Origin of the sequence: Klebsiella sp. MS 92-3 (assembly GCF_000195655.1) — a bacterium.
GTDB lineage: Bacteria > Pseudomonadota > Gammaproteobacteria > Enterobacterales > Enterobacteriaceae > Klebsiella > Klebsiella pneumoniae.
In genome coordinates, this window is sequence record NZ_GL882767.1 from 28,161 (window position 1) to 46,350 (window position 18,190).

An 18,190-nucleotide genomic window follows, 5' to 3' on the forward strand; every position below is an offset into this window, starting at 1 on the left:
GGCGCTGGAGTCCTTTAGTATCCTCGACCTGGCGGTAAAATTTCAGCAACAGCGGTAAATAAATTAACGACAGGCCGCACGGATTGTAGGCCGGGCAAGGTGTCGCCGCCGCCCGGCACAAAAGCGACGCCGCTGTTCTTGTCCGGCGGCGCTGCGACTGCACCGGCCTGGATGGCCCGGGGAGGGGTTATCCCGTAGGCCCGGCAAGCGCAGCGCCGCCGGGCGATGGACCTGTTTAAACACCGCCAACCTGTTGCGCCATGGACGGTATTCTCTTTGCCCTGTTGAACACAAACGCGCTTTTTGGCAAAGCTAAGTCAATTAAATACTTTGTTATTTAACGTGTTATCTCACATCTTCGGAGGGAATGAGGCAACACGGCAAGGTATCGGAAGTGGCGGAAAAGAAGACGGCTGTCTATGTGGATGACCAACAGCGCATCCTGATCCGCCAGCTGGCGCGCAGCTGGCTGTGGCGCAGCGAGCTGCCGACCTGGCTGCTGATTGTGACGGTTTACGGCGGCTGGTTTGCCTGCGTGGCGGGCTGGCGGACGCTGGGACTGTTTCCGGCCACGCTGCTGTTGATCTGGTTTACCGCCTGGTATATGTCCTTACAGCATGAGCTGATCCATGGGCATCCCACCCGGCTGGCATGGTTTAACCAGCTGTTGGGGACGCTGCCGCTGGCGGTCTGGTATCCCTATGGCGTCTACCGCGACAGCCACCTGGCGCACCATCGCAACCATCTGCTGACGCACCCTGAGGATGACCCCGAATCGTACTACGTAACGGCGGAAAGCTGGCAGCGCTTCTCAGCCTGGCAGCGCCGCCTTATCCACCTGCGCAACACCTTCTGGGGGCGTCTGCTGCTGGCGCCGATGATGGATATTATTCACACCCTGAACAGCGCGCTGTGGGCTTTCCGCGAGGGCGACCGCCGCGCTATCGCCATGTGGAGTCTGCATCTGTTGCTGCTGACGGGTCTGCTGACCTGGATGGCGGCGCAGGGTTTTTCTCCGCTGTGGTTTGTGCTGGCGGTGAGCTACCCGGCGCTGGCCCTGACCAAAGTACGCTCTTTTCTCGAACACCGCGCCGCGGATGACCCGCTGGCCCGCTCGGTGATCAACGAGGCCGGGCTCCCCTGGCGGGCGCTGTTCCTCAATCTCAACTACCATGCGGTGCATCATGATCTGCCAGGGGTCCCCTGGTACGCTTTACGTCAACTGTATCTGCATCGCCAGGCGGCGTATCTGCAGCGTAATCAGGGGTTCCTGGTGCGCGGGTACGGCGAGTGGCGACGCCATTTTAGCCGCCGGGCGGTAGCGGTGAACGCCCATCCGGGCTTTGGCGAGCAGGCGCAGGCGGGAGGAGAATATGGCTGAACGCATGACCTTTCCGATGTATGCCATCCACCGTCAACAGACCCAGGCCCTGTGGCAGACGGTGCAGTCGCTGCTGGACGAACGCGGCGTGATGGTGGCGGGGGACCCTCCGGCGGCTGACCCCGGGGATCTGCTGGCTCACTGGCGCCAGCCGACGCTGTTGCTGAGCCAGACCTGTGGCTACCCGCTGGTGACCCAATTGCCGGAGGTGCAGACGGTGGGCTGCTTCCACTACGCTGCGCCCGGTTGCGAAGGGCGCCGCTATCGCAGCCTGCTGGTGGTCCGCGAAGCGGATAGTCACCGGATGCTGGGGGACTTTTTTGGCCGTCGGGCGGTGTGCAATGCCGAGCACTCGCAGTCCGGCTACAACGTACTGCGTAAAATGGTCGCGCCGCTCTCCCGGGAGGGGCGTTTTTTTTCAGCGGTGATGTTCAGCGGCAGCCATCGGCAATCGCTGCGCGAACTGCAGCAGGAAAACGCCGATATCGCCGCCATCGACTGCGTGACCTACGCTCTGCTGCAGCGCCATCAGCCGCAGGCTCTGGCTGGCCTGGTGGCGATCGGCTGGAGCCCGGCCGCGCCAGGGCTGCCGCTGATCACCGCCGGCGCCACCCCGGCGGCAACGCTGAATAGCCTGCGCGAGGCGCTCCAGCAGCTGGTAAGCGATGATCGCTATCGTTCCCTGTGCGACGCCTTGCTGATCTGCGGCTATAGCGATATGTCGCGGGAGGCCTATGCGCCGCTGCTGGCGTGGCGGGATGAGGCCGCGGCGCTGGGGGTCAGCCAGCTATAGGCGAAATGCCCGGGCCAGCGATCTGCGCCGGGGCGGGCTATAGCGGCTGGTCCCACGGCTGGGCGCTGAGATCCATTCGCAGATAGGAAGAGAGCAGGTCGACAGCCAGCTGGTCGCTCATCAGCTGCTCGTTAAGCTGCTGGCGCAGCCGCGGGATCATCTCTTCACGATAGGCCGGGTCGTTGTTTTATGGATTTGTGATCGGCAACACAAATGACTCTCCAATGGCCGTCGTAAAAGATAAATTACCAGGGTTGATTTTAATCAAAGTATGACCAACTGTGCTATGGCGGAAAAAAGATCGCTGCCTATCGCGACCCAAAAGAAAAATTGTGAATTTAATGTTTCTTTGGTGTAAATAATGACCGTGCATTTTCCCCAACCGCCGGGGATAAAATGTGATGCCCGACCGGCTTGTCGTTAAATAATGGCGTTTATTACGTCTGCTTTTTATTCTTTACAGCATTAATTTAATTTTCGGCTTTCTTCTCACCCTGATAGCGCGGGTCGAATAACGTACAAAAGGCGTATTTTTTATCGCCATTTCGCCGTCGATGTTATCGCCATCAATTATTTTTATCCCCGCATTCGGCCACGGCAAAAGGCGCGCAAATAGCGGTCATGATGCTTTTAATATATTGATTTTACTTTACTTATTCTGGCTCGTGGATCCTGCTTATCCGCCGCGGCGGAGCCTTTGTGAGAGCTCTCACATAACCCGGCAATTGCGATTTGTTACACTTTCCGCCGTCAACAAAGGAATGAAAGTGAGACGCGATGAATACTTTTTCTCTGCCTAAAACACAGCATCTGGTAGTTTTCCAGGAAGTGATCCGCAGCGGGTCAATCGGGGCCGGAGCAAAAGCGTTAGGACTCACTCAGCCGGCGGTCAGTAAAATTATTGGCGACATGGAGAGTTATTTTGGCAGTGAATTAATCGTCCGGCGAAATACCGGCGTCTCGCTCACCGAGGCCGGGCAGGTATTTCTCAACTGGTCAGAAGCGATCACCCGTGAAATGAAAAATATGGTCAATGAAATGAATGCTCTGACCAACAGCGCGGTGGTGGATGTCTCCTTTGGTTTCCCATCGCTGGTCGGGTTTACCTTTATGTCGGAGATGGTGCATCAGTTTAAAATGACTTTCCCCAAGGCGCGGGTCTCGATGTATGAGGCGCAGCTCTCCGCCTTTTTGCCGGCAATCCGCGACGGGCGCCTCGACTTCGCCATCGGGACGCTGAGCGATGAGATGAAACTGCAGGACCTGCACGTCGAGCCGCTGTTTGAGTCTGAGTTTGTGCTGGTGGCGAACCGGGCGCGGATCGGCAACGGCACGGTCCGCCTGGCCTCGCTCCAGCACGAGCAGTGGGTGCTGCCGGAGACCAATATGGGCTACTACAGCGAACTGCTGACCACCCTGCAGCGCAGCGGTATCCGCCGTGAAAATATCGTTAATACCGATTCGGTGGTGACGATCTATAACCTGGTGCTCAATGCCGATTTTCTGACGGTGATCCCCTGCGACATGACCACGCCGTTTGGCTCGAGCCAGTTTGTCACCATCCCCATTAAAGAGGCCTTGCCGGTGGCGCGCTATGCGGCGGTATGGTCGAAAAATTACCGGTTAAAAACCGCCGCGGCGTCGCTGGTGGAGATGGCGAAACACTATTCCTCGGGGCAGGGCAACCGCCACTGGCAGCCATTACAAATTATTGCGTAACTGAAAGTCGTTAAATAATCCAACACACGTCCTCGCTGTTATCAGCAGGATGACGCCCGGTCATTGACTTTATATTAAGATACAGAGGCCATAATGCATATTACCTACGATCTTCCGGTATCTATTGACGATATTCTCGAAGCGAAACAACGCCTCGCGGGAAAAATATATAAAACAGGCATGCCCCGTTCGAATTATTTTAGCGAGCGCTGCCAGGGCGAAATATTTCTTAAATTCGAAAATATGCAGCGCACGGGTTCATTTAAAATTCGCGGCGCCTTTAATAAACTGTGCGGTTTAACCGCGGCGGAAAAACGCAAAGGGGTGGTGGCCTGCTCAGCGGGCAACCACGCCCAGGGCGTCTCGCTCTCCTGCGCCATGCTCGGCATTGACGGGAAAGTGGTGATGCCGAAAGGGGCGCCGAAATCGAAAGTTGCCGCCACCTGTGATTATTCGGCGGAAGTGGTGCTCCATGGCGATAACTTTAACGATACCCTCGCCAAAGCCAGCGATATTGTTGAACTTGAGGGCCGCATTTTTATTCCCCCCTATGACGACCCGCAGGTTATCGCCGGGCAGGGGACGATTGGACTCGAAATATTAGAAGATCTGTATGACGTGGATAATGTCATCGTGCCCATTGGCGGCGGCGGCTTAATTGCCGGTATCGCGATTGCGATTAAATCCATTAACCCGACAATCCGCATTATCGGCGTGCAGTCGGAGAATGTTCACGGCATGGCCGCCTCCTGGTATGCCGGGGAAATCACCAGCCATCGCCACGCCGGCACCTTAGCCGATGGTTGCGACGTCGCCCGCCCGGGGAAACTGACCTATGAAATCGCCCGCCAGCTGGTGGATGACATCGTCCTGGTGAGTGAGGATGACATTCGCCAGAGCATGGTCGCCTTAATTCAGCGCAATAAAGTGATCACCGAAGGGGCCGGGGCGTTAGCCTGCGCCGCGTTATTAAGCGGCAAACTCGACAGCTATATCCAGAACCGCAAAACGGTCAGCCTGATTTCCGGGGGCAATATCGATCTCTCCCGGGTATCGCAAATTACCGGTTTTGTTGACGCTTAATTCAATACATAAGTGAGGACAGGATATGAGTACGACTGAGAGCATTGCATCCAGCCAGACAAGCCTTTCGTCCTGGCGTAAATCTGACACCACCTGGACCCTGGGCCTGTTTGGCACCGCTATCGGCGCCGGGGTGCTGTTTTTCCCGATCCGCGCCGGCTTCGGCGGGCTGATCCCGATCCTGGTGATGCTGGTGCTGGCCTATCCCATCGCCTTTTATTGCCATCGGGCCCTGGCCCGGCTATGCCTGTCGGGGGCTAACCCCTCCGGCAATATCACCGAAACGGTGGAAGAGCATTTTGGCAAAACCGGCGGGGTGGTGATCACCTTTCTGTACTTCTTCGCCATCTGCCCGCTGCTGTGGATTTATGGCGTCACGATCACCAATACCTTTATGACTTTCTGGGAGAACCAGCTGCAGATGCCGGCTCTCAACCGCGGGGTGGTGGCGCTGCTCCTGCTGCTGCTGATGGCGTTTGTCATCTGGTTTGGTAAAGACCTGATGGTCAAGGTGATGAGCTATCTGGTGTGGCCGTTTATCGCCAGCCTGGTGGTGATCTCCCTGTCCCTGATCCCCTACTGGAATAGCGCGGTGATTGACCAGGTCAACCTCAGCGATATCGCCTTAACCGGTCACGACGGCATTCTGGTGACGGTATGGCTGGGCATCTCCATCATGGTGTTCTCCTTCAACTTCTCGCCGATCGTCTCCTCGTTTGTGGTCTCCAAACGCGAAGAGTATGAAGCGCAGTTTGGCCGCGAGTATACCGAACGCAAATGCTCACAGATCATCTCCCGGGCCAGCATGCTGATGGTGGCGGTGGTGATGTTCTTCGCCTTCAGCTGTCTGTTTACCCTCTCACCGCAGAACATGGCGGACGCCAAGGCGCAGAATATCCCGGTGCTCTCCTATCTGGCGAACCACTTTGCCTCGATGTCGGGCACCAAATCCACCTTTGCCACCCTGCTGGAGTATGGCGCGTCGATCATCGCCCTGGTGGCCATCTTCAAATCGTTTTTCGGCCACTATCTCGGCACGCTCGAAGGGCTGAACGGTCTGATCCTGCGCTTTGGCTATAAAGGGGATAAAACCCGGGTCTCCAGCGGCAAGCTCAATACCCTGAGCATGGTGTTCATCATGGGCTCGACCTGGGTGGTGGCGTATGCCAACCCCAATATCCTCGACCTGATTGAGGCCATGGGCGCGCCGATTATCGCCTCGCTGCTGTGCCTGCTGCCGATGTACGCCATTCGTAAAGCGCCTTCGCTGGCCAAATACCGTGGCCGTCTCGACAACCTCTTTGTGACCGCTATCGGTCTGCTGACCATCCTCAACATTGCTTACAAACTGTTCTAATCCGGCTCAGGCCACGCGGAGTACAACATGACTGAATTTCCGGTAGTACTGGTGATTAACTGCGGCTCGTCGTCGATCAAATTTTCCGTCCTGGATGCCGCAAGCTGCGACTGCCTGCTCAACGGCGTGGCCGAGGGCATCAACGCGGAACGGGCGTCTCTCTCGCTCAACGGCGGCGAGCCGGTGGCGCTGGCGCAGCGCGGCTACGAAGGCGCCCTGCAGGCGATTGCCGGAGCATTAGCCCAACGCGACCTCATCGACAGCGTGGCCCTGATTGGCCACCGCGTCGCCCACGGCGGCGACCTGTTCACCGAGTCGGTCATTATTAGCGAGGAGGTTATCAATAACATTCGCCAGGTATCGTCCCTGGCCCCGCTGCATAACTACGCCAGTCTCAGCGGCATCGCCTCGGCGCAGCGGCTGTTCCCGGAGGTGATGCAGGTGGCGGTCTTTGATACCAGCTTTCACCAGACCCTGGCCCCGGAAGCTTTTCTCTATGGTCTGCCGTGGGAGTATTACCAGAATCTCGGGGTACGCCGCTACGGTTTCCACGGCACCTCGCACCGCTATGTGTCCCAGCGCGCCCTGGCGCTGCTCGGGTTGCCGGAGCAGGAGAGCGGCCTGGTGATCGCCCACCTGGGCAATGGCGCCTCGATCTGCGCGGTGCGTAACGGCCGCAGCGTGGACACCTCGATGGGGATGACGCCGCTGGAGGGGCTGATGATGGGCACCCGCAGCGGTGATGTCGACTTCGGCGCCATGGCGTGGATTGCCGGGGAAACCCGGCAGACCCTCAGCGACCTGGAGCGGGTAGCCAACACCGCCTCCGGCCTGCTGGGGATCTCCGGTCTTTCCTCCGACCTGCGGGTGCTGGAGCAGGCGTGGCATGAGGGCCATGCCCGCGCCCGCCTGGCGATTAAAACCTTTGTCCATCGTATCGCCCGCCATATTGCCGGCCACGCCGCGGCGCTGCAGCGTCTCGACGGCATTATTTTCACCGGCGGGATTGGCGAGAACTCGGTGCTGATCCGTCGGCTGGTGAGCGAGCGGCTGTCGGTCTTTGGCCTTGCGATGGACGCCGCCCGCAATCAGCAGCCCAATTCGGCCGGCGAGCGCCTGATCTCCGCCGACGGCAGCCGGGTGCGCTGCGCGGTTATTCCTACCAATGAAGAGCGCATGATTGCCCTCGATGCGATCCGCTTAGGCCGGATCCACACCGCGGCGGCGCTGGCCTGACTTTTTATTCTGTAGAGAGACGATGTTCATGAAAGTAGATATCGATACCCAGGATGTACGATACGCCGACGCCTGGCTGGGCTTTCGCGGTACGGCGTGGCAAACGCAGATCGACGTTCGCGACTTTATTCAGCATAACTACACCCCTTACGAGGGCGATGAGTCTTTCCTCGCTAACGCGACGCCAGCGACCACCGCCCTCTGGGAGCAGGTGATGGCCGGGATACGCGTCGAGAACGCCACCCATGCGCCGGTGGATTTCGACACCAATGTCGCCACCTCCATCACCGCCCACGCGGCGGGCTATATCAACCAGCCGCTGGAAAAGATCGTCGGCCTGCAAACGGACCAGCCGCTGAAGCGCGCCCTGCATCCTTTTGGCGGCATCAAGATGATCAAAAGCGCCTTCGAGGCCTATGGTCGCGAAATGGATCCTGACTTTGAGTATCAGTTTACGGCGCTGCGTAAGACCCACAATCAGGGCGTTTTTGACGTCTATTCCCCGGATATGCTGCGCTGCCGCAAATCCGGGGTGCTGACCGGGCTACCGGACGGCTATGGCCGCGGACGGATCATCGGCGATTACCGCCGCGTGGCGCTGTACGGCATTCGCTACCTGGTCCGCGAACGTGAGCTGCAGTTTGCCGACCTGCAGCCGGCCCTTGAGCGCGGCGAGGCGCTGGAGGCCACCCTGCGCCTGCGCGAGGAGCTGGCCGAACAGCGGCGCGCGCTGCTGCAGATGCAGGAGATGGCGGCCCGCTACGGCTGCGATATCTCTCACCCGGCGCGCACTGCCCGGGAGGCGGTGCAGTGGCTCTACTTCGCCTACCTGGCGGCGGTGAAGTCGCAGAACGGCGGCGCCATGTCGCTGGGGCGCACGGCCACCTTCCTCGACATCTATATCGAACGCGATCTGCGCGCCGGTTTATTGAATGAGGAGCAGGCCCAGGAGCTCATTGACCACTTCATCATGAAGATCCGCATGGTGCGTTTCCTGCGCACCCCGGAATTTGATTCGCTGTTCTCCGGGGATCCCATCTGGGCGACGGAGGTGCTGGGCGGCATGGGGCTGGATGGTCGCACCCTGGTCAGCAAAACCACCTTCCGCTATCTGCATACTCTGCACACCATGGGCCCGGCGCCGGAGCCGAACCTGACCGTGCTCTGGTCGCAAGCGCTGCCGGCGGCGTTTAAAAAATATGCCGCCCGGGTCTCTATCGCCACCTCGTCGCTGCAGTATGAGAACGACGATCTGATGCGCAGCGATTTTCACAGCGACGACTACGCCATCGCCTGCTGCGTCAGCCCGATGGTGATCGGCAAGCAGATGCAGTTCTTCGGCGCCCGCGCCAATCTCGCCAAAACGCTGCTCTACGCGATTAACGGCGGGGTGGATGAGAAACTGAAGATCCAGGTGGGGCCGAAAACCGACCCTCTGCGTGATGAGGTGCTGGACTACGACACCGTGATGGCCAGCCTCGACCACTTTATGGACTGGCTGGCGGTGCAGTACATCAGCGCGCTGAACATCATCCATTGCATGCATGATAAATACAGCTACGAGGCGGCGCTGATGGCCCTGCACGACCGCGACGTCTACCGCACGATGGCCTGCGGCATCGCCGGCCTGTCGGTGGCAGCGGATTCGTTGTCGGCGATAAAGTACGCCCGGGTGAAGCCGGTGCGCGATCACCACGGGCTGGCGGTGGACTTTGTCATTGAAGGCGACTATCCGCAGTACGGCAACAACGACGATCGGGTTGATGCCATCGCCTGCGACCTGGTGGAGCGCTTTATGCGCAAAATTCAGGCGCTCCCCACCTGGCGTCAGGCGGTGCCGACCCAGTCGATCCTGACCATCACCTCCAACGTGGTATACGGCCAGAAAACCGGCAACACCCCGGACGGACGTCGGGCGGGGACGCCGTTCGCTCCGGGGGCCAATCCGATGCATGGCCGCGACCGGAAAGGGGCGGTGGCGTCGCTGACCTCGGTGGCGAAACTGCCGTTTACCTACGCCAAAGATGGCATCTCGTATACCTTCTCCATCGTGCCGGCGGCGCTCGGCAAAGCCCCGTCAGCGCAGGAAAACAACCTGGTGGGCCTGCTGGATGGCTACTTCCACCACGAGGAGACGGTGGAGGGGGGACAGCATCTCAACGTCAATGTGCTGAACCGGGAAAAGCTGCTCGATGCGATAGAACACCCGGAGCAGTATCCGAATCTGACGATCCGCGTCTCCGGCTATGCGGTCCGCTTTAACGCGCTGACCCGCGAACAGCAGCAGGATGTGATCTCCCGAACGTTCACCAGCCAACTCTGAGCGGCCACCGGGCCACAGGAGAGCCTTTAATGGGCTCTCCTGTTATCATCTTCACATTACCGCAACAAAATAATCACCACTGTTGATCATATTCGCATTTTTGCACCACGCCGGCGCGCAGCGACCGCTAACTGCATCTATGTTTAGCTCACGGGCCGGTACGGATACCGCGTTGTCCGGCTCGCCACGTGATGGCAACCGATCTCCTGACCTGAAAGGGAATGCGCCCTTGCCGGATGCGGCACGGGTTGCCGTCGCGTGCGTACCGACCGGGGCGACTGTTCTCCGGTGTTCCACTCCTTCCTGGCGGGATTTTTGCTTCTTCCACCCTGGCCGTCCTGGCGCTGCGCCAACGTCGGCACCACACGGTAAGTGATATTTTCTGCGTCATTCCATGACGCCAGGCTTTACATCGCTGAGGAATATCCGAATGTCTTTGAAACTGAAAACAATGACGCTTCATGTTGTGATAGCAGGTTGTATGAGCATGGCCTTTTACGCCCAGGCAGACGTGAAGATCGGCGTCGCCGGGCCCTTTACCGGCCCCAACGCCACCTACGGCGCCCAGTACTGGAAGGGGGCCTCGCAGGCGGTGGCCGATATCAATGCCGCCGGCGGCATCAAAGGCGAAAAGATTGTGCTGGTGCAGGGGGATGACGCGTGCGAACCGAAGCAGGCGGTGGCGGTGGCCAACCGGCTGGTGGATGAAGCGAAAGTCTCCGCCGTGGTGGGGCACTTTTGCTCTTCCTCAACGATGCCGGCCTCCGAGGTATATGACGAAGCCGGGATCCTGACCATTACCCCCGGCTCGACCAACCCGCAGATCACCGAGCGCGGCATGAAAGATCTCTTCCGTATGTGTGGTCGTGACGATCAGCAGGGGGCGATCGCCGCCAACTATATGCTGGACGTGCTGAAGGCGAAGAAAATCGCCGTCATCCACGATAAAGACACCTATGGTCAGGGGCTGGCCGATGCCACCCGCGCGGCGCTGGCGAAGCGGGGTACCAAAGAAGTGTTGTACGAAGGCCTTTCCCGCGGTGAAAAAGACTTTAACGCCCTGGTGACCAAGATCGGCGCCCTCAAGCCGGACGTGGTCTACTTTGGCGGCTGCCATCCGGAAGCGGGCCCGCTGGTGCGCCAGATGCGCGAGCAGGGGGTGCAGGCCAAATTCTTCTCCGGCGACTGTATCGTCACCGAGGAGCTGGTCACGGCCGCCGGCGGGCCGCAGTTCACCAACGGCGTGCTGATGACCTTTGGTCAGGATCCGCGCACCCTCCCGGACGGCAAAGCGGTGATCGAGAAGTTCCGCGCCAGCGGCTTTGAGCCGGAAGGTTATACCCTCTACGCCTACGCCTCCATTCAGGCTATCGCCGCGGCCTGGAACGCCGTCGGTACCGATAACGCCAAAGCCAGCGACTGGCTGAAGAGCCACGACGTCGAGACGGTGATGGGCAAGAAAGCCTGGGATGGCAAAGGCGACCTCAAGGTGTCCGACTACGTGGTCTATCAGTGGGACGACAAGGGCAAATATCACCAGCTCTGATCGGCCACGACCTGAGGACGCTCTGTCCTTTTGACTTGCAAATTGTCACATGACGGCGGTCGACCGGGAACGGAACCCGGCGGCCGTCTGCCTGGCGGCTGGAGGGGCTATGACGGCGTTTTTTCTGCAACAACTGATCAATGGGCTGACGCTGGGCGCGGTGTACGGCTTAATCGCCATCGGCTACACCATGGTGTATGGGATCATCGGCATGATCAACTTCGCCCACGGCGAGGTGTATATGGTCTCCGCCTACCTGTGCGCCATCGGCCTGGCGCTGCTCTCTTTCTTCGGGATCCACTCCTTTCCGCTGCTGATTTTCGCCACTCTGGTGTTCACTATCGTGGTCACCGGCGTATACGGCTGGGCGATCGAGCGCATCGCCTACCGGCCGCTGCGCAACTCGACGCGGCTGGCGCCGCTGATCTCGGCTATCGGGATGTCGCTGATCCTGCAGAACTATGTCCAGCTGAGCCAGGGGCCGAACCAGCAGGGGATCCCGACGCTGCTTAGCGGCGCGTTGCGCATGACGGTGGGCGATGGGGTGGTGCAGATCACCTGGACCAAGGTGTTTATTCTCGTCGCGGCGCTGGTGGGGATGCTGATCCTGACCTGGATTATTCAGTATACCCGGCTGGGGCGCATCTGCCGCGCCACCCAGCAGGACCGGCGCATGGCGGCGATCCTTGGCATCAATACCGACCGGGTGATCTCCCTGGTGTTTGTCATCGGCGCGGCGATGGCCGGTCTGGCCGGCGTGCTGGTGACCATGAACTACGGCACCTTCGACTTCTATATCGGATTTATTATCGGCATCAAAGCCTTCACCGCCGCGGTGCTGGGCGGGATCGGCTCGCTGCCTGGCGCGATGCTGGGTGGTCTGCTGCTTGGGGTGGCCGAAGCCCAGTTCGCCGGGCTGGTGAATTCGGATTACAAAGATGTCTTTTCCTTTGCGCTGCTGGTGGCGATCCTGATTTTTCGCCCGCAGGGGCTGCTGGGACGTCCGCTGGTGGCCAAGGTCTAAGGAGGCTTTATGGGTGAAATTATGCGCCAGCCTGCGCGGGCTATCCAAAACGCGCTGATCGACAGCGTACTGGCCGGCCTTTGCGCGTTAATTGTCTTTGGCCCGATCGTCGGCGTGGTGCTCAAAGGGTATGGTTTTACCCTCGCGCCTGCGCGGGTGGCGATTCTGGTGGCGGTGGTGATGGCCGGCAGGCTGGCGCTCAGTCTGCTGCTGCAGAGCCACAGGGGAAAAGCCTTTATTGCCCGCTTTGAGGGGGCGGATGACGGGGTGTACGTCCGGCCGCCGGGCTACCGCTCGCGGCTGCGCTGGATAATACCGCTGCTGGTGGGGCTGGCCATTGTCTTTCCGTTTCTCGCCACAAAATATCTGCTGACCGTGGCCATTCTTGGGCTGATCTACGTTCTGCTTGGCCTGGGGTTGAATATTGTGGTGGGCCTCGCGGGCCTGCTCGATCTGGGCTATGTGGCGTTTTACGCCATCGGCGCCTACGGCCTGGCGCTGGGCTACCAGTACCTGGGACTTGGCTTCTGGGCGATGCTGCCGCTGGGGGCGGTGATGGCGGCTCTCGCCGGGGCGTTGCTGGGCTTTCCGGTGCTGCGTATGCATGGCGACTATCTGGCCATCGTCACCCTCGGCTTTGGCGAAATTATCCGCCTGGTGCTCAACAACTGGGTGAGCTTCACCGGCGGCCCTAACGGCGTACCGGTGCCATCCCCCACGCTGTTTGGCCTCGAGTTTACCCGCCGGGCGAAAGATGGCGGCATCCCCATCCATGAGTTTTTCCACGTCAGCTACAACCCCAACCTGAAATTCATCTTTCTCTACGCCGTGCTGTGTCTGGTGGTGATGCTGGTGCTGCTGGTGAAGCATCGCCTGACGCGGATGCCCATCGGCCGCGCCTGGGAGGCGCTGCGCGAGGATGAGATCGCCTGTCGGGCGATGGGGCTCAACCACGTGCTGGTGAAGCTCTCGGCGTTTATGCTCGGCGCGTCGACGGCCGGCATCGCCGGGGTGTTCTTCGCCAGCTATCAGGGGTTTGTTAACCCGACGTCGTTCACCTTTTTTGAGTCGGCGCTGATCCTGGCGATTGTGGTGCTCGGGGGAATGGGCTCCACCCTGGGAGTGGTACTGGCGGCGTTTGTTCTGACGGTCACCCCGGAGCTGCTGCGCGGTTTTGACGAATATCGGGTGCTGCTGTTCGGCGTGCTGATGGTGATGATGATGATCTGGCGGCCGCGCGGCCTGGTGCGCACCAGCCGCAGCGGGGTTGCATTGCGAAAAGGAGTCGCGCCATGACCGACAGCATCTTACGCGTTGAGCATCTGATGATGCATTTCGGCGGCATCAAAGCGCTGAATGATGTCAATCTGGAGGTGGAGCGGGGGTCGATCACCGCCCTGATCGGCCCCAACGGCGCGGGCAAGACCACGGTGTTTAATTGCCTGACCGGTTTTTATCGGGCGACGGGGGGCAGTATCGTGCTGCGGGCGCGGGAAAAGGTCACCGATGTCATTCAGGTGCTGGGGCAGAAGCTTCACCCGGACGATTTTCTCCACCCGGCGCAGCTGGGGAGGCGGATCTATTACAAGATGTTCGGTGGCACCCATCTGGTGAACCGCGCTGGCCTGGCGCGCACCTTCCAGAATATACGTTTATTCCGCGAGATGTCGGTGATCGAGAACCTGCTGGTGGCCCAGCATACCCAGGTCAACCGCCATCTACTGGCCGGGATCCTCAATACCCGTGGGTATCGGCAGGCGGAGAGTCAGGCGCTGGATCGCGCTTTTTACTGGCTGGAGGTGGTGGAGATGGTGGACTGCGCCAACCGTCTGGCGGGGACCCTCTCCTACGGACAGCAGCGGCGGCTGGAGATCGCCCGCGCCATGTGCACCCGTCCGGAGATGCTCTGTCTGGACGAGCCGGCCGCCGGCCTCAACCCGGTGGAAACCCAGGCGCTGAGCCGGATTATTCGCTTTCTGCGCCAGCAGCACGGCATCACGGTGCTACTGATCGAGCATGATATGGGGATGGTGATGGAGATTTCGGATCATATCATCGTCCTCGATCACGGGGACGTCATCGCCCGCGGCGCGCCGCAGGCGATCCAGGCCAACGCCAGCGTGATTGCCGCCTATCTAGGCGCTGAGGAAGAGGAGACGCGCCGATGAGCCAGCCTTTGCTTGCCTTTAATGAGGTGGATGTCTTCTACGGGCCGATCCAGGCCCTGAAGCAGGTCTCCCTCACCGTCAACGAGGGGGAGACGGTGGCGCTGATCGGCGCCAACGGCGCCGGTAAATCAACGCTGCTGATGTCGGTCTTCGGCCAGCCGCGCATTGCCGGCGGGGAGATTTTCTATCGCGGGGAGGCGATCAGCCGGAAATCGACCCACTTTATCGCCAGCAACGGCATCGCCCAGGCCCCGGAAGGGCGGCGCATCTTTCCCGATATGACCGTCGAGGAGAATCTGCTAATGGGGACCATTGCCATTGGCAACCGCTATCAGGCCGAGGACAAGGCGCGAATGTACCAGCTGTTCCCCCGGCTGGAAGAGCGGCGGGGACAGCGGGCGATGACCCTCTCCGGCGGCGAGCAGCAGATGCTGGCCATCGCCCGGGCGCTGATGAGCCGACCGCGCCTGCTGCTGCTGGATGAGCCGAGCCTGGGGCTGGCGCCGCTGGTGGTGAAGCAGATTTTTCAGATCCTGCGCGAGCTGACGGCCCAGGGGATGACGCTGTTTCTGGTGGAGCAGAATGCCCGCCATGCCCTTAACCTGTCGGACCGCGCCTACGTGATGGTGAACGGCCAGATCCGCCTGAGCGGTAGCGGCCAGACGCTGCTCAACGACCCGGAGGTGCGTAAGGCATATCTGGGGATCAGCGGCTGAGGGGGTTATTCCCGCAGTTCGTTACGGGTTTTAATGTGCTGCCAGAAACGTTCGGCGGCCTGGTTAAGCCGCGAGCCGGAGCGGTAGAGCCAGGCGCCGATCGGCAGCGACAGGCTCTCATCGAGGATCGTCAGCCGGCCTTCGTCCAGCTCGCGCTGAATAGAGTATTGCGGCAGCCAGCCCACGCCGTCGCCATTGAGGATCATGCGCTTGAGCAGCTCGCTCATGGAAGAGACAAAGGTGAGAGAGAAGGTGATCTCCGGCGTGCGGTCGATCACCTGGTTCACCTGGCGCCCCATATAGCTGTCGTTGGCGTATTTCATCAGCGGCAGCACGCCGCGATGTAAATGAAACAGCGGGCGGCCATGTTCGTCGCAGGGAGAGACCAGGTGCAGGTAAGAATCAAAAATTTTATGATTAATAAACGGATAGTTCATTAATTCTTCATTATAGAAGGAGAGGATAAAATCGCTTTTTCCCTCTTTCAGGTTAAATACGGCGTCGTTGACGTTAATCGATTCAACATGAAAAGTCTTATTTTTACGGTCGGTGTAACCGGCGATGATCTCCGGCAGTAATAACACCGACAGCGAAGGGGCCGCGTCGATTCTTATTTTCTGGGTAGTGTTATTTAAGCCTTTAATACGGCTGATCTGAAAATCCATGTCATCGAGCATATTTCGCGCATAGCCGACAAAAATTTTCCCGCGGTTGGTCAGCTGCAGAGGGTTGGCGCTACGATCGAAGATGCTGAATCCGAGGGAAGCCTCCAGCGACTGGATGCGTCGGCTGAACGAAGACTGAGAGATGTTGCGGGCTTTGGCCGCCAGGGTAAAGCTGCGCGACTCCTCAAGGGCAATCACATCATACAGCCATTTTACTTCCAGATTTGCCAACACCGATCCAGTCCTCAAAAACGCAATAAAGGCTATGCAATTTTAGCATAGCGCATAGAAACTATGCAATTAACATAATTATCGACAGGTGTTAACATTTTTTGGAAAGTTGAGATTTATGAATGCATATCGGCGACCCTACATGAGCACGATATGAAATCGCGACTCACGGTTATTTATTGCTTTATTTCATTGTCCAGGACTTATCTTATTAAATAGCCGGCGACGATGACGAAAGCAATGAATAACCCAGGCCTCTTACCTTAAATAGTTTGTCAGGAGTTCCATGTCACAACAAATTGAATCAGTAAAAATGGCTCTGCAGGAGCTGGGGATTAATGCAAGTGGCGAATTCTTTTACAACCCTGATTACGATTTGCTTATTGCACATGAAACCTCTCCTGAGCTGACCGGCGCGGCCCGCGGCGTGATGACCGACTCTGGCGCTGTGGCTGTTGATACCGGGATCTTCACCGGCCGTTCGCCGCGCGATAAATACATCGTCCGCGACGAACAGACTCGCGACACCGTCTGGTGGGCAGACTCCGGCCTCGGCCGTAATGACAATAAGCCGTTATCGCCAGACGTGTGGCGCAGCCTGAAAAGCCTGGTCGCGGGCCAGCTGAGCGGCAAAAAACTGTACGTCATCGACGCCTGGTGCGGCGCCAGCCCGGACACCCGTCTTGGCGTACGCTTCGTCACCGAGGTGGCGTGGCAGGCCCACTTTGTCAAAAACATGTTTATCGTGCCAAGCGCCGACGAGCTGGCCAGCTTTACGCCAGACTTCGTGGTGCTCAACGGCGCGGGCTGCACCAATGCCAACTGGCAGGCGCAGGGGATGAACTCCGAGAACTTTGTCGCCTTTAATCTGAGCGAGCGTATTCAGCTCATCGGCGGTACCTGGTACGGCGGCGAAATGAAGAAAGGGCTGTTCTCGGTCATGAACTACCTGCTGCCGCAGAAAGGCATCGCGTCGATGCACTGCTCGGCCAACCGTGGCGAAGCAGGGGACGTGGCGCTGTTCTTCGGCCTCTCCGGGACCGGGAAAACCACCCTGTCGACCGATCCGCATCGTCAGCTGATCGGCGATGATGAGCACGGCTGGGACGATGACGGCGTGTTTAACTTCGAAGGCGGCTGCTACGCTAAGACCATCAATCTCGATCCGCAGGCGGAGCCGGAGATTTATGGCGCCATCCGCCGCAATGCGCTGCTGGAAAACGTGGTGGTGCGCGCTGACGGCAGCGTGGATTATGCCGACGGCAGCAAAACCGAAAACACCCGCGTCTCCTATCCGCTGTCGCATATCGACAATATCGTCAAGCCGGTGTCCCGCGCGGGCCATCCGTCGAAGGTGATTTTCCTTGCCGCCGATGCGTTTGGCGTCCTGCCGCCGGTCTCCCGTCTGACCACCGAGCAGATGCAGTACCATTTCCTGTCGGGTTTCACCTCGAAGCTGGCGGGCACCGAGCGTGGCATTACCCAGCCGACGCCGACCTTCTCCGCCTGCTATGGCGCGGCGTTCCTGCTGCTTCACCCGACCCAGTACGCCAGCGTCCTGGCGGCGAAGATGGCGGAATCCGGCGCCGAAGCCTGGCTGGTCAACACCGGCTGGAACGGCGAGGGCAAACGCCTGTCGCTGCGCGATACCCGCAGCATCATTAGCGCGATCCTCAACGGCACTACCGGCCCGCTGCGCGAGGAGACCATCCCGGTGTTCGGTCTTGCGATCCCGCAGAGCATTCCAGGGGTAGACAGCGCGGTGCTGGATCCGCGTAATGGCTGGAGTTCAGCGGATAAATGGCAGGAGAAGGCCGAGAGCCTGGCTCAGCTGTTTATGGATAACTTCAAGCAGTACAGCGATACCGAAGCGGGCGCGCGTCTGGCGCTGGCCGGTCCGCAGCTGCAGAAGAGCGCGGTCGAAGCCTGATCCGCGGCCCCCCCCCCC

Annotated in this window: 17 protein-coding genes; 13 read left to right on the plus strand and 4 right to left on the minus strand. The window is 59.5% G+C overall.

The features are described from left to right. The first annotated feature begins 394 nt into the window (after positions 1-394). Positions 395-1,381, plus strand: coding sequence for a fatty acid desaturase (locus HMPREF9538_RS20750; protein WP_021466441.1), 987 nt, complete (start codon positions 395-397; stop codon positions 1,379-1,381). Then, the gene (locus HMPREF9538_RS20745) at positions 1,374-2,174 is read left to right on the plus strand and encodes a phosphate/phosphite/phosphonate ABC transporter substrate-binding protein (protein ID WP_009484363.1); all 801 of its coding nucleotides are present in this window, start codon (positions 1,374-1,376) and stop codon (positions 2,172-2,174) included. The genes HMPREF9538_RS20750 and HMPREF9538_RS20745 overlap by 8 nt, the downstream gene beginning before the upstream one ends. A 37-nt stretch (positions 2,175-2,211) precedes the next feature. Here the strand turns inward: HMPREF9538_RS20745 and HMPREF9538_RS20740 are convergent, their stop codons facing one another. Continuing rightward, on the minus strand, positions 2,212-2,334 hold the full coding sequence (locus HMPREF9538_RS20740; RefSeq protein ID WP_004145488.1) for a nitrilotriacetate monooxygenase: 123 nt from the start codon (positions 2,332-2,334) through the stop codon (positions 2,212-2,214). A gap of 297 nt (positions 2,335-2,631) precedes the next feature. Then, positions 2,632-2,775, minus strand: a complete 144-nt coding sequence (locus HMPREF9538_RS32120) for a hypothetical protein (protein WP_004219597.1) — start codon at positions 2,773-2,775, stop codon at positions 2,632-2,634. Between the two features lie 176 nt (positions 2,776-2,951). Here HMPREF9538_RS32120 and tdcA point away from each other — a divergent pair, with 176 nt between their 5' ends. The 5 genes from tdcA (at position 2,952) to pflB (ending at position 9,892) form a co-directional block, all read left to right on the plus strand. Next, the gene (tdcA, locus tag HMPREF9538_RS20730; RefSeq protein WP_002910764.1) at positions 2,952-3,893 is read left to right on the plus strand and encodes a transcriptional regulator TdcA; all 942 of its coding nucleotides are present in this window, start codon (positions 2,952-2,954) and stop codon (positions 3,891-3,893) included. Positions 3,894-3,986: 93 nt separating this feature from the next. Next, positions 3,987-4,976, plus strand: a complete 990-nt coding sequence (tdcB, locus tag HMPREF9538_RS20725; RefSeq protein ID WP_002910762.1) for a bifunctional threonine ammonia-lyase/L-serine ammonia-lyase TdcB — start codon at positions 3,987-3,989, stop codon at positions 4,974-4,976. A 25-nt stretch (positions 4,977-5,001) separates the two neighbouring features. After that, positions 5,002-6,333: a threonine/serine transporter TdcC gene (gene tdcC / locus HMPREF9538_RS20720; RefSeq protein ID WP_004145486.1), complete on the plus strand. Its 1,332-nt coding sequence runs from the start codon at positions 5,002-5,004 to the stop codon at positions 6,331-6,333. A 27-nt stretch (positions 6,334-6,360) separates the two neighbouring features. After that, on the plus strand, positions 6,361-7,569 hold the full coding sequence (gene tdcD, locus HMPREF9538_RS20715) for a propionate kinase (protein ID WP_009484365.1): 1,209 nt from the start codon (positions 6,361-6,363) through the stop codon (positions 7,567-7,569). Positions 7,570-7,597: 28 nt separating this feature from the next. Next, positions 7,598-9,892 carry a formate C-acetyltransferase gene (gene pflB / locus HMPREF9538_RS20710; protein ID WP_032416001.1) on the plus strand — a complete coding sequence of 765 codons (2,295 nt, stop codon included), beginning with the start codon at positions 7,598-7,600 and terminating at the stop codon, positions 9,890-9,892. 51 nt (positions 9,893-9,943) lie between these two features. Here pflB and HMPREF9538_RS32125 read toward each other — a convergent pair whose 3' ends face one another. Next, positions 9,944-10,090: a hypothetical protein gene (locus HMPREF9538_RS32125; RefSeq protein WP_004225356.1), complete on the minus strand. Its 147-nt coding sequence runs from the start codon at positions 10,088-10,090 to the stop codon at positions 9,944-9,946. A gap of 289 nt (positions 10,091-10,379) precedes the next feature. Between HMPREF9538_RS32125 and HMPREF9538_RS20700 the strand changes: the two genes are divergently transcribed. The 5 genes from HMPREF9538_RS20700 (at position 10,380) to HMPREF9538_RS20680 (ending at position 15,346) form a co-directional block, all read left to right on the plus strand. Continuing rightward, on the plus strand, positions 10,380-11,438 hold the full coding sequence (locus HMPREF9538_RS20700; RefSeq protein WP_004189329.1) for a branched-chain amino acid ABC transporter substrate-binding protein: 1,059 nt from the start codon (positions 10,380-10,382) through the stop codon (positions 11,436-11,438). 109 nt (positions 11,439-11,547) lie between these two features. Further along, the gene (locus HMPREF9538_RS20695) at positions 11,548-12,462 is read left to right on the plus strand and encodes an ABC transporter permease subunit (RefSeq protein ID WP_004175489.1); all 915 of its coding nucleotides are present in this window, start codon (positions 11,548-11,550) and stop codon (positions 12,460-12,462) included. A gap of 9 nt (positions 12,463-12,471) precedes the next feature. Beyond that, positions 12,472-13,758 carry a high-affinity branched-chain amino acid ABC transporter permease LivM gene (gene livM / locus HMPREF9538_RS20690; protein ID WP_009484369.1) on the plus strand — a complete coding sequence of 429 codons (1,287 nt, stop codon included), beginning with the start codon at positions 12,472-12,474 and terminating at the stop codon, positions 13,756-13,758. Beyond that, positions 13,755-14,630, plus strand: a complete 876-nt coding sequence (locus HMPREF9538_RS20685) for an ABC transporter ATP-binding protein (RefSeq protein WP_009484370.1) — start codon at positions 13,755-13,757, stop codon at positions 14,628-14,630. The genes livM and HMPREF9538_RS20685 overlap by 4 nt, the downstream gene beginning before the upstream one ends. After that, positions 14,627-15,346, plus strand: coding sequence for an ABC transporter ATP-binding protein (locus HMPREF9538_RS20680; protein ID WP_004175491.1), 720 nt, complete (start codon positions 14,627-14,629; stop codon positions 15,344-15,346). The genes HMPREF9538_RS20685 and HMPREF9538_RS20680 overlap by 4 nt, the downstream gene beginning before the upstream one ends. Positions 15,347-15,351: 5 nt before the next feature. On the opposite strand, the gene HMPREF9538_RS20675 is transcribed toward HMPREF9538_RS20680, so the two are convergent. Beyond that, entirely contained in the window at positions 15,352-16,245 is an 894-nt protein-coding gene (locus tag HMPREF9538_RS20675; protein WP_004145473.1) for a LysR substrate-binding domain-containing protein, read from the minus strand. A 283-nt stretch (positions 16,246-16,528) separates the two neighbouring features. On the opposite strand from HMPREF9538_RS20675, the gene pckA reads away from it, so the two are divergent. Then, on the plus strand, positions 16,529-18,172 hold the full coding sequence (gene pckA / locus HMPREF9538_RS20670; RefSeq protein WP_004148802.1) for a phosphoenolpyruvate carboxykinase (ATP): 1,644 nt from the start codon (positions 16,529-16,531) through the stop codon (positions 18,170-18,172). The last annotated feature ends 18 nt before the right edge of the window (positions 18,173-18,190 follow it).

What these genes read in the sequence shown, in the direction of transcription:
- tdcD (WP_009484365.1), top strand. Translation starts at nt 6,361, where the DNA reads ATGACTGAATTTCCGGTAGTACTGGTGATTAACTGCGGCTCGTCGTCG.
- pckA (WP_004148802.1), top strand. Translation starts at nt 16,529, where the DNA reads ATGTCACAACAAATTGAATCAGTAAAAATGGCTCTGCAGGAGCTGGGG.
- tdcC (WP_004145486.1), top strand. Translation starts at nt 5,002, where the DNA reads ATGAGTACGACTGAGAGCATTGCATCCAGCCAGACAAGCCTTTCGTCC.
- HMPREF9538_RS20680 (WP_004175491.1), top strand. Translation starts at nt 14,627, where the DNA reads ATGAGCCAGCCTTTGCTTGCCTTTAATGAGGTGGATGTCTTCTACGGG.
- tdcA (WP_002910764.1), top strand. Translation starts at nt 2,952, where the DNA reads ATGAATACTTTTTCTCTGCCTAAAACACAGCATCTGGTAGTTTTCCAG.
- livM (WP_009484369.1), top strand. Translation starts at nt 12,472, where the DNA reads ATGGGTGAAATTATGCGCCAGCCTGCGCGGGCTATCCAAAACGCGCTG.
- tdcB (WP_002910762.1), top strand. Translation starts at nt 3,987, where the DNA reads ATGCATATTACCTACGATCTTCCGGTATCTATTGACGATATTCTCGAA.
- HMPREF9538_RS20745 (WP_009484363.1), top strand. Translation starts at nt 1,374, where the DNA reads ATGGCTGAACGCATGACCTTTCCGATGTATGCCATCCACCGTCAACAG.
- pflB (WP_032416001.1), top strand. Translation starts at nt 7,598, where the DNA reads ATGAAAGTAGATATCGATACCCAGGATGTACGATACGCCGACGCCTGG.
- HMPREF9538_RS20695 (WP_004175489.1), top strand. Translation starts at nt 11,548, where the DNA reads ATGACGGCGTTTTTTCTGCAACAACTGATCAATGGGCTGACGCTGGGC.
- HMPREF9538_RS20740 (WP_004145488.1), bottom strand. Translation starts at nt 2,334, where the DNA reads ATGATCCCGCGGCTGCGCCAGCAGCTTAACGAGCAGCTGATGAGCGAC.
- HMPREF9538_RS20685 (WP_009484370.1), top strand. Translation starts at nt 13,755, where the DNA reads ATGACCGACAGCATCTTACGCGTTGAGCATCTGATGATGCATTTCGGC.
- HMPREF9538_RS20700 (WP_004189329.1), top strand. Translation starts at nt 10,380, where the DNA reads ATGGCCTTTTACGCCCAGGCAGACGTGAAGATCGGCGTCGCCGGGCCC.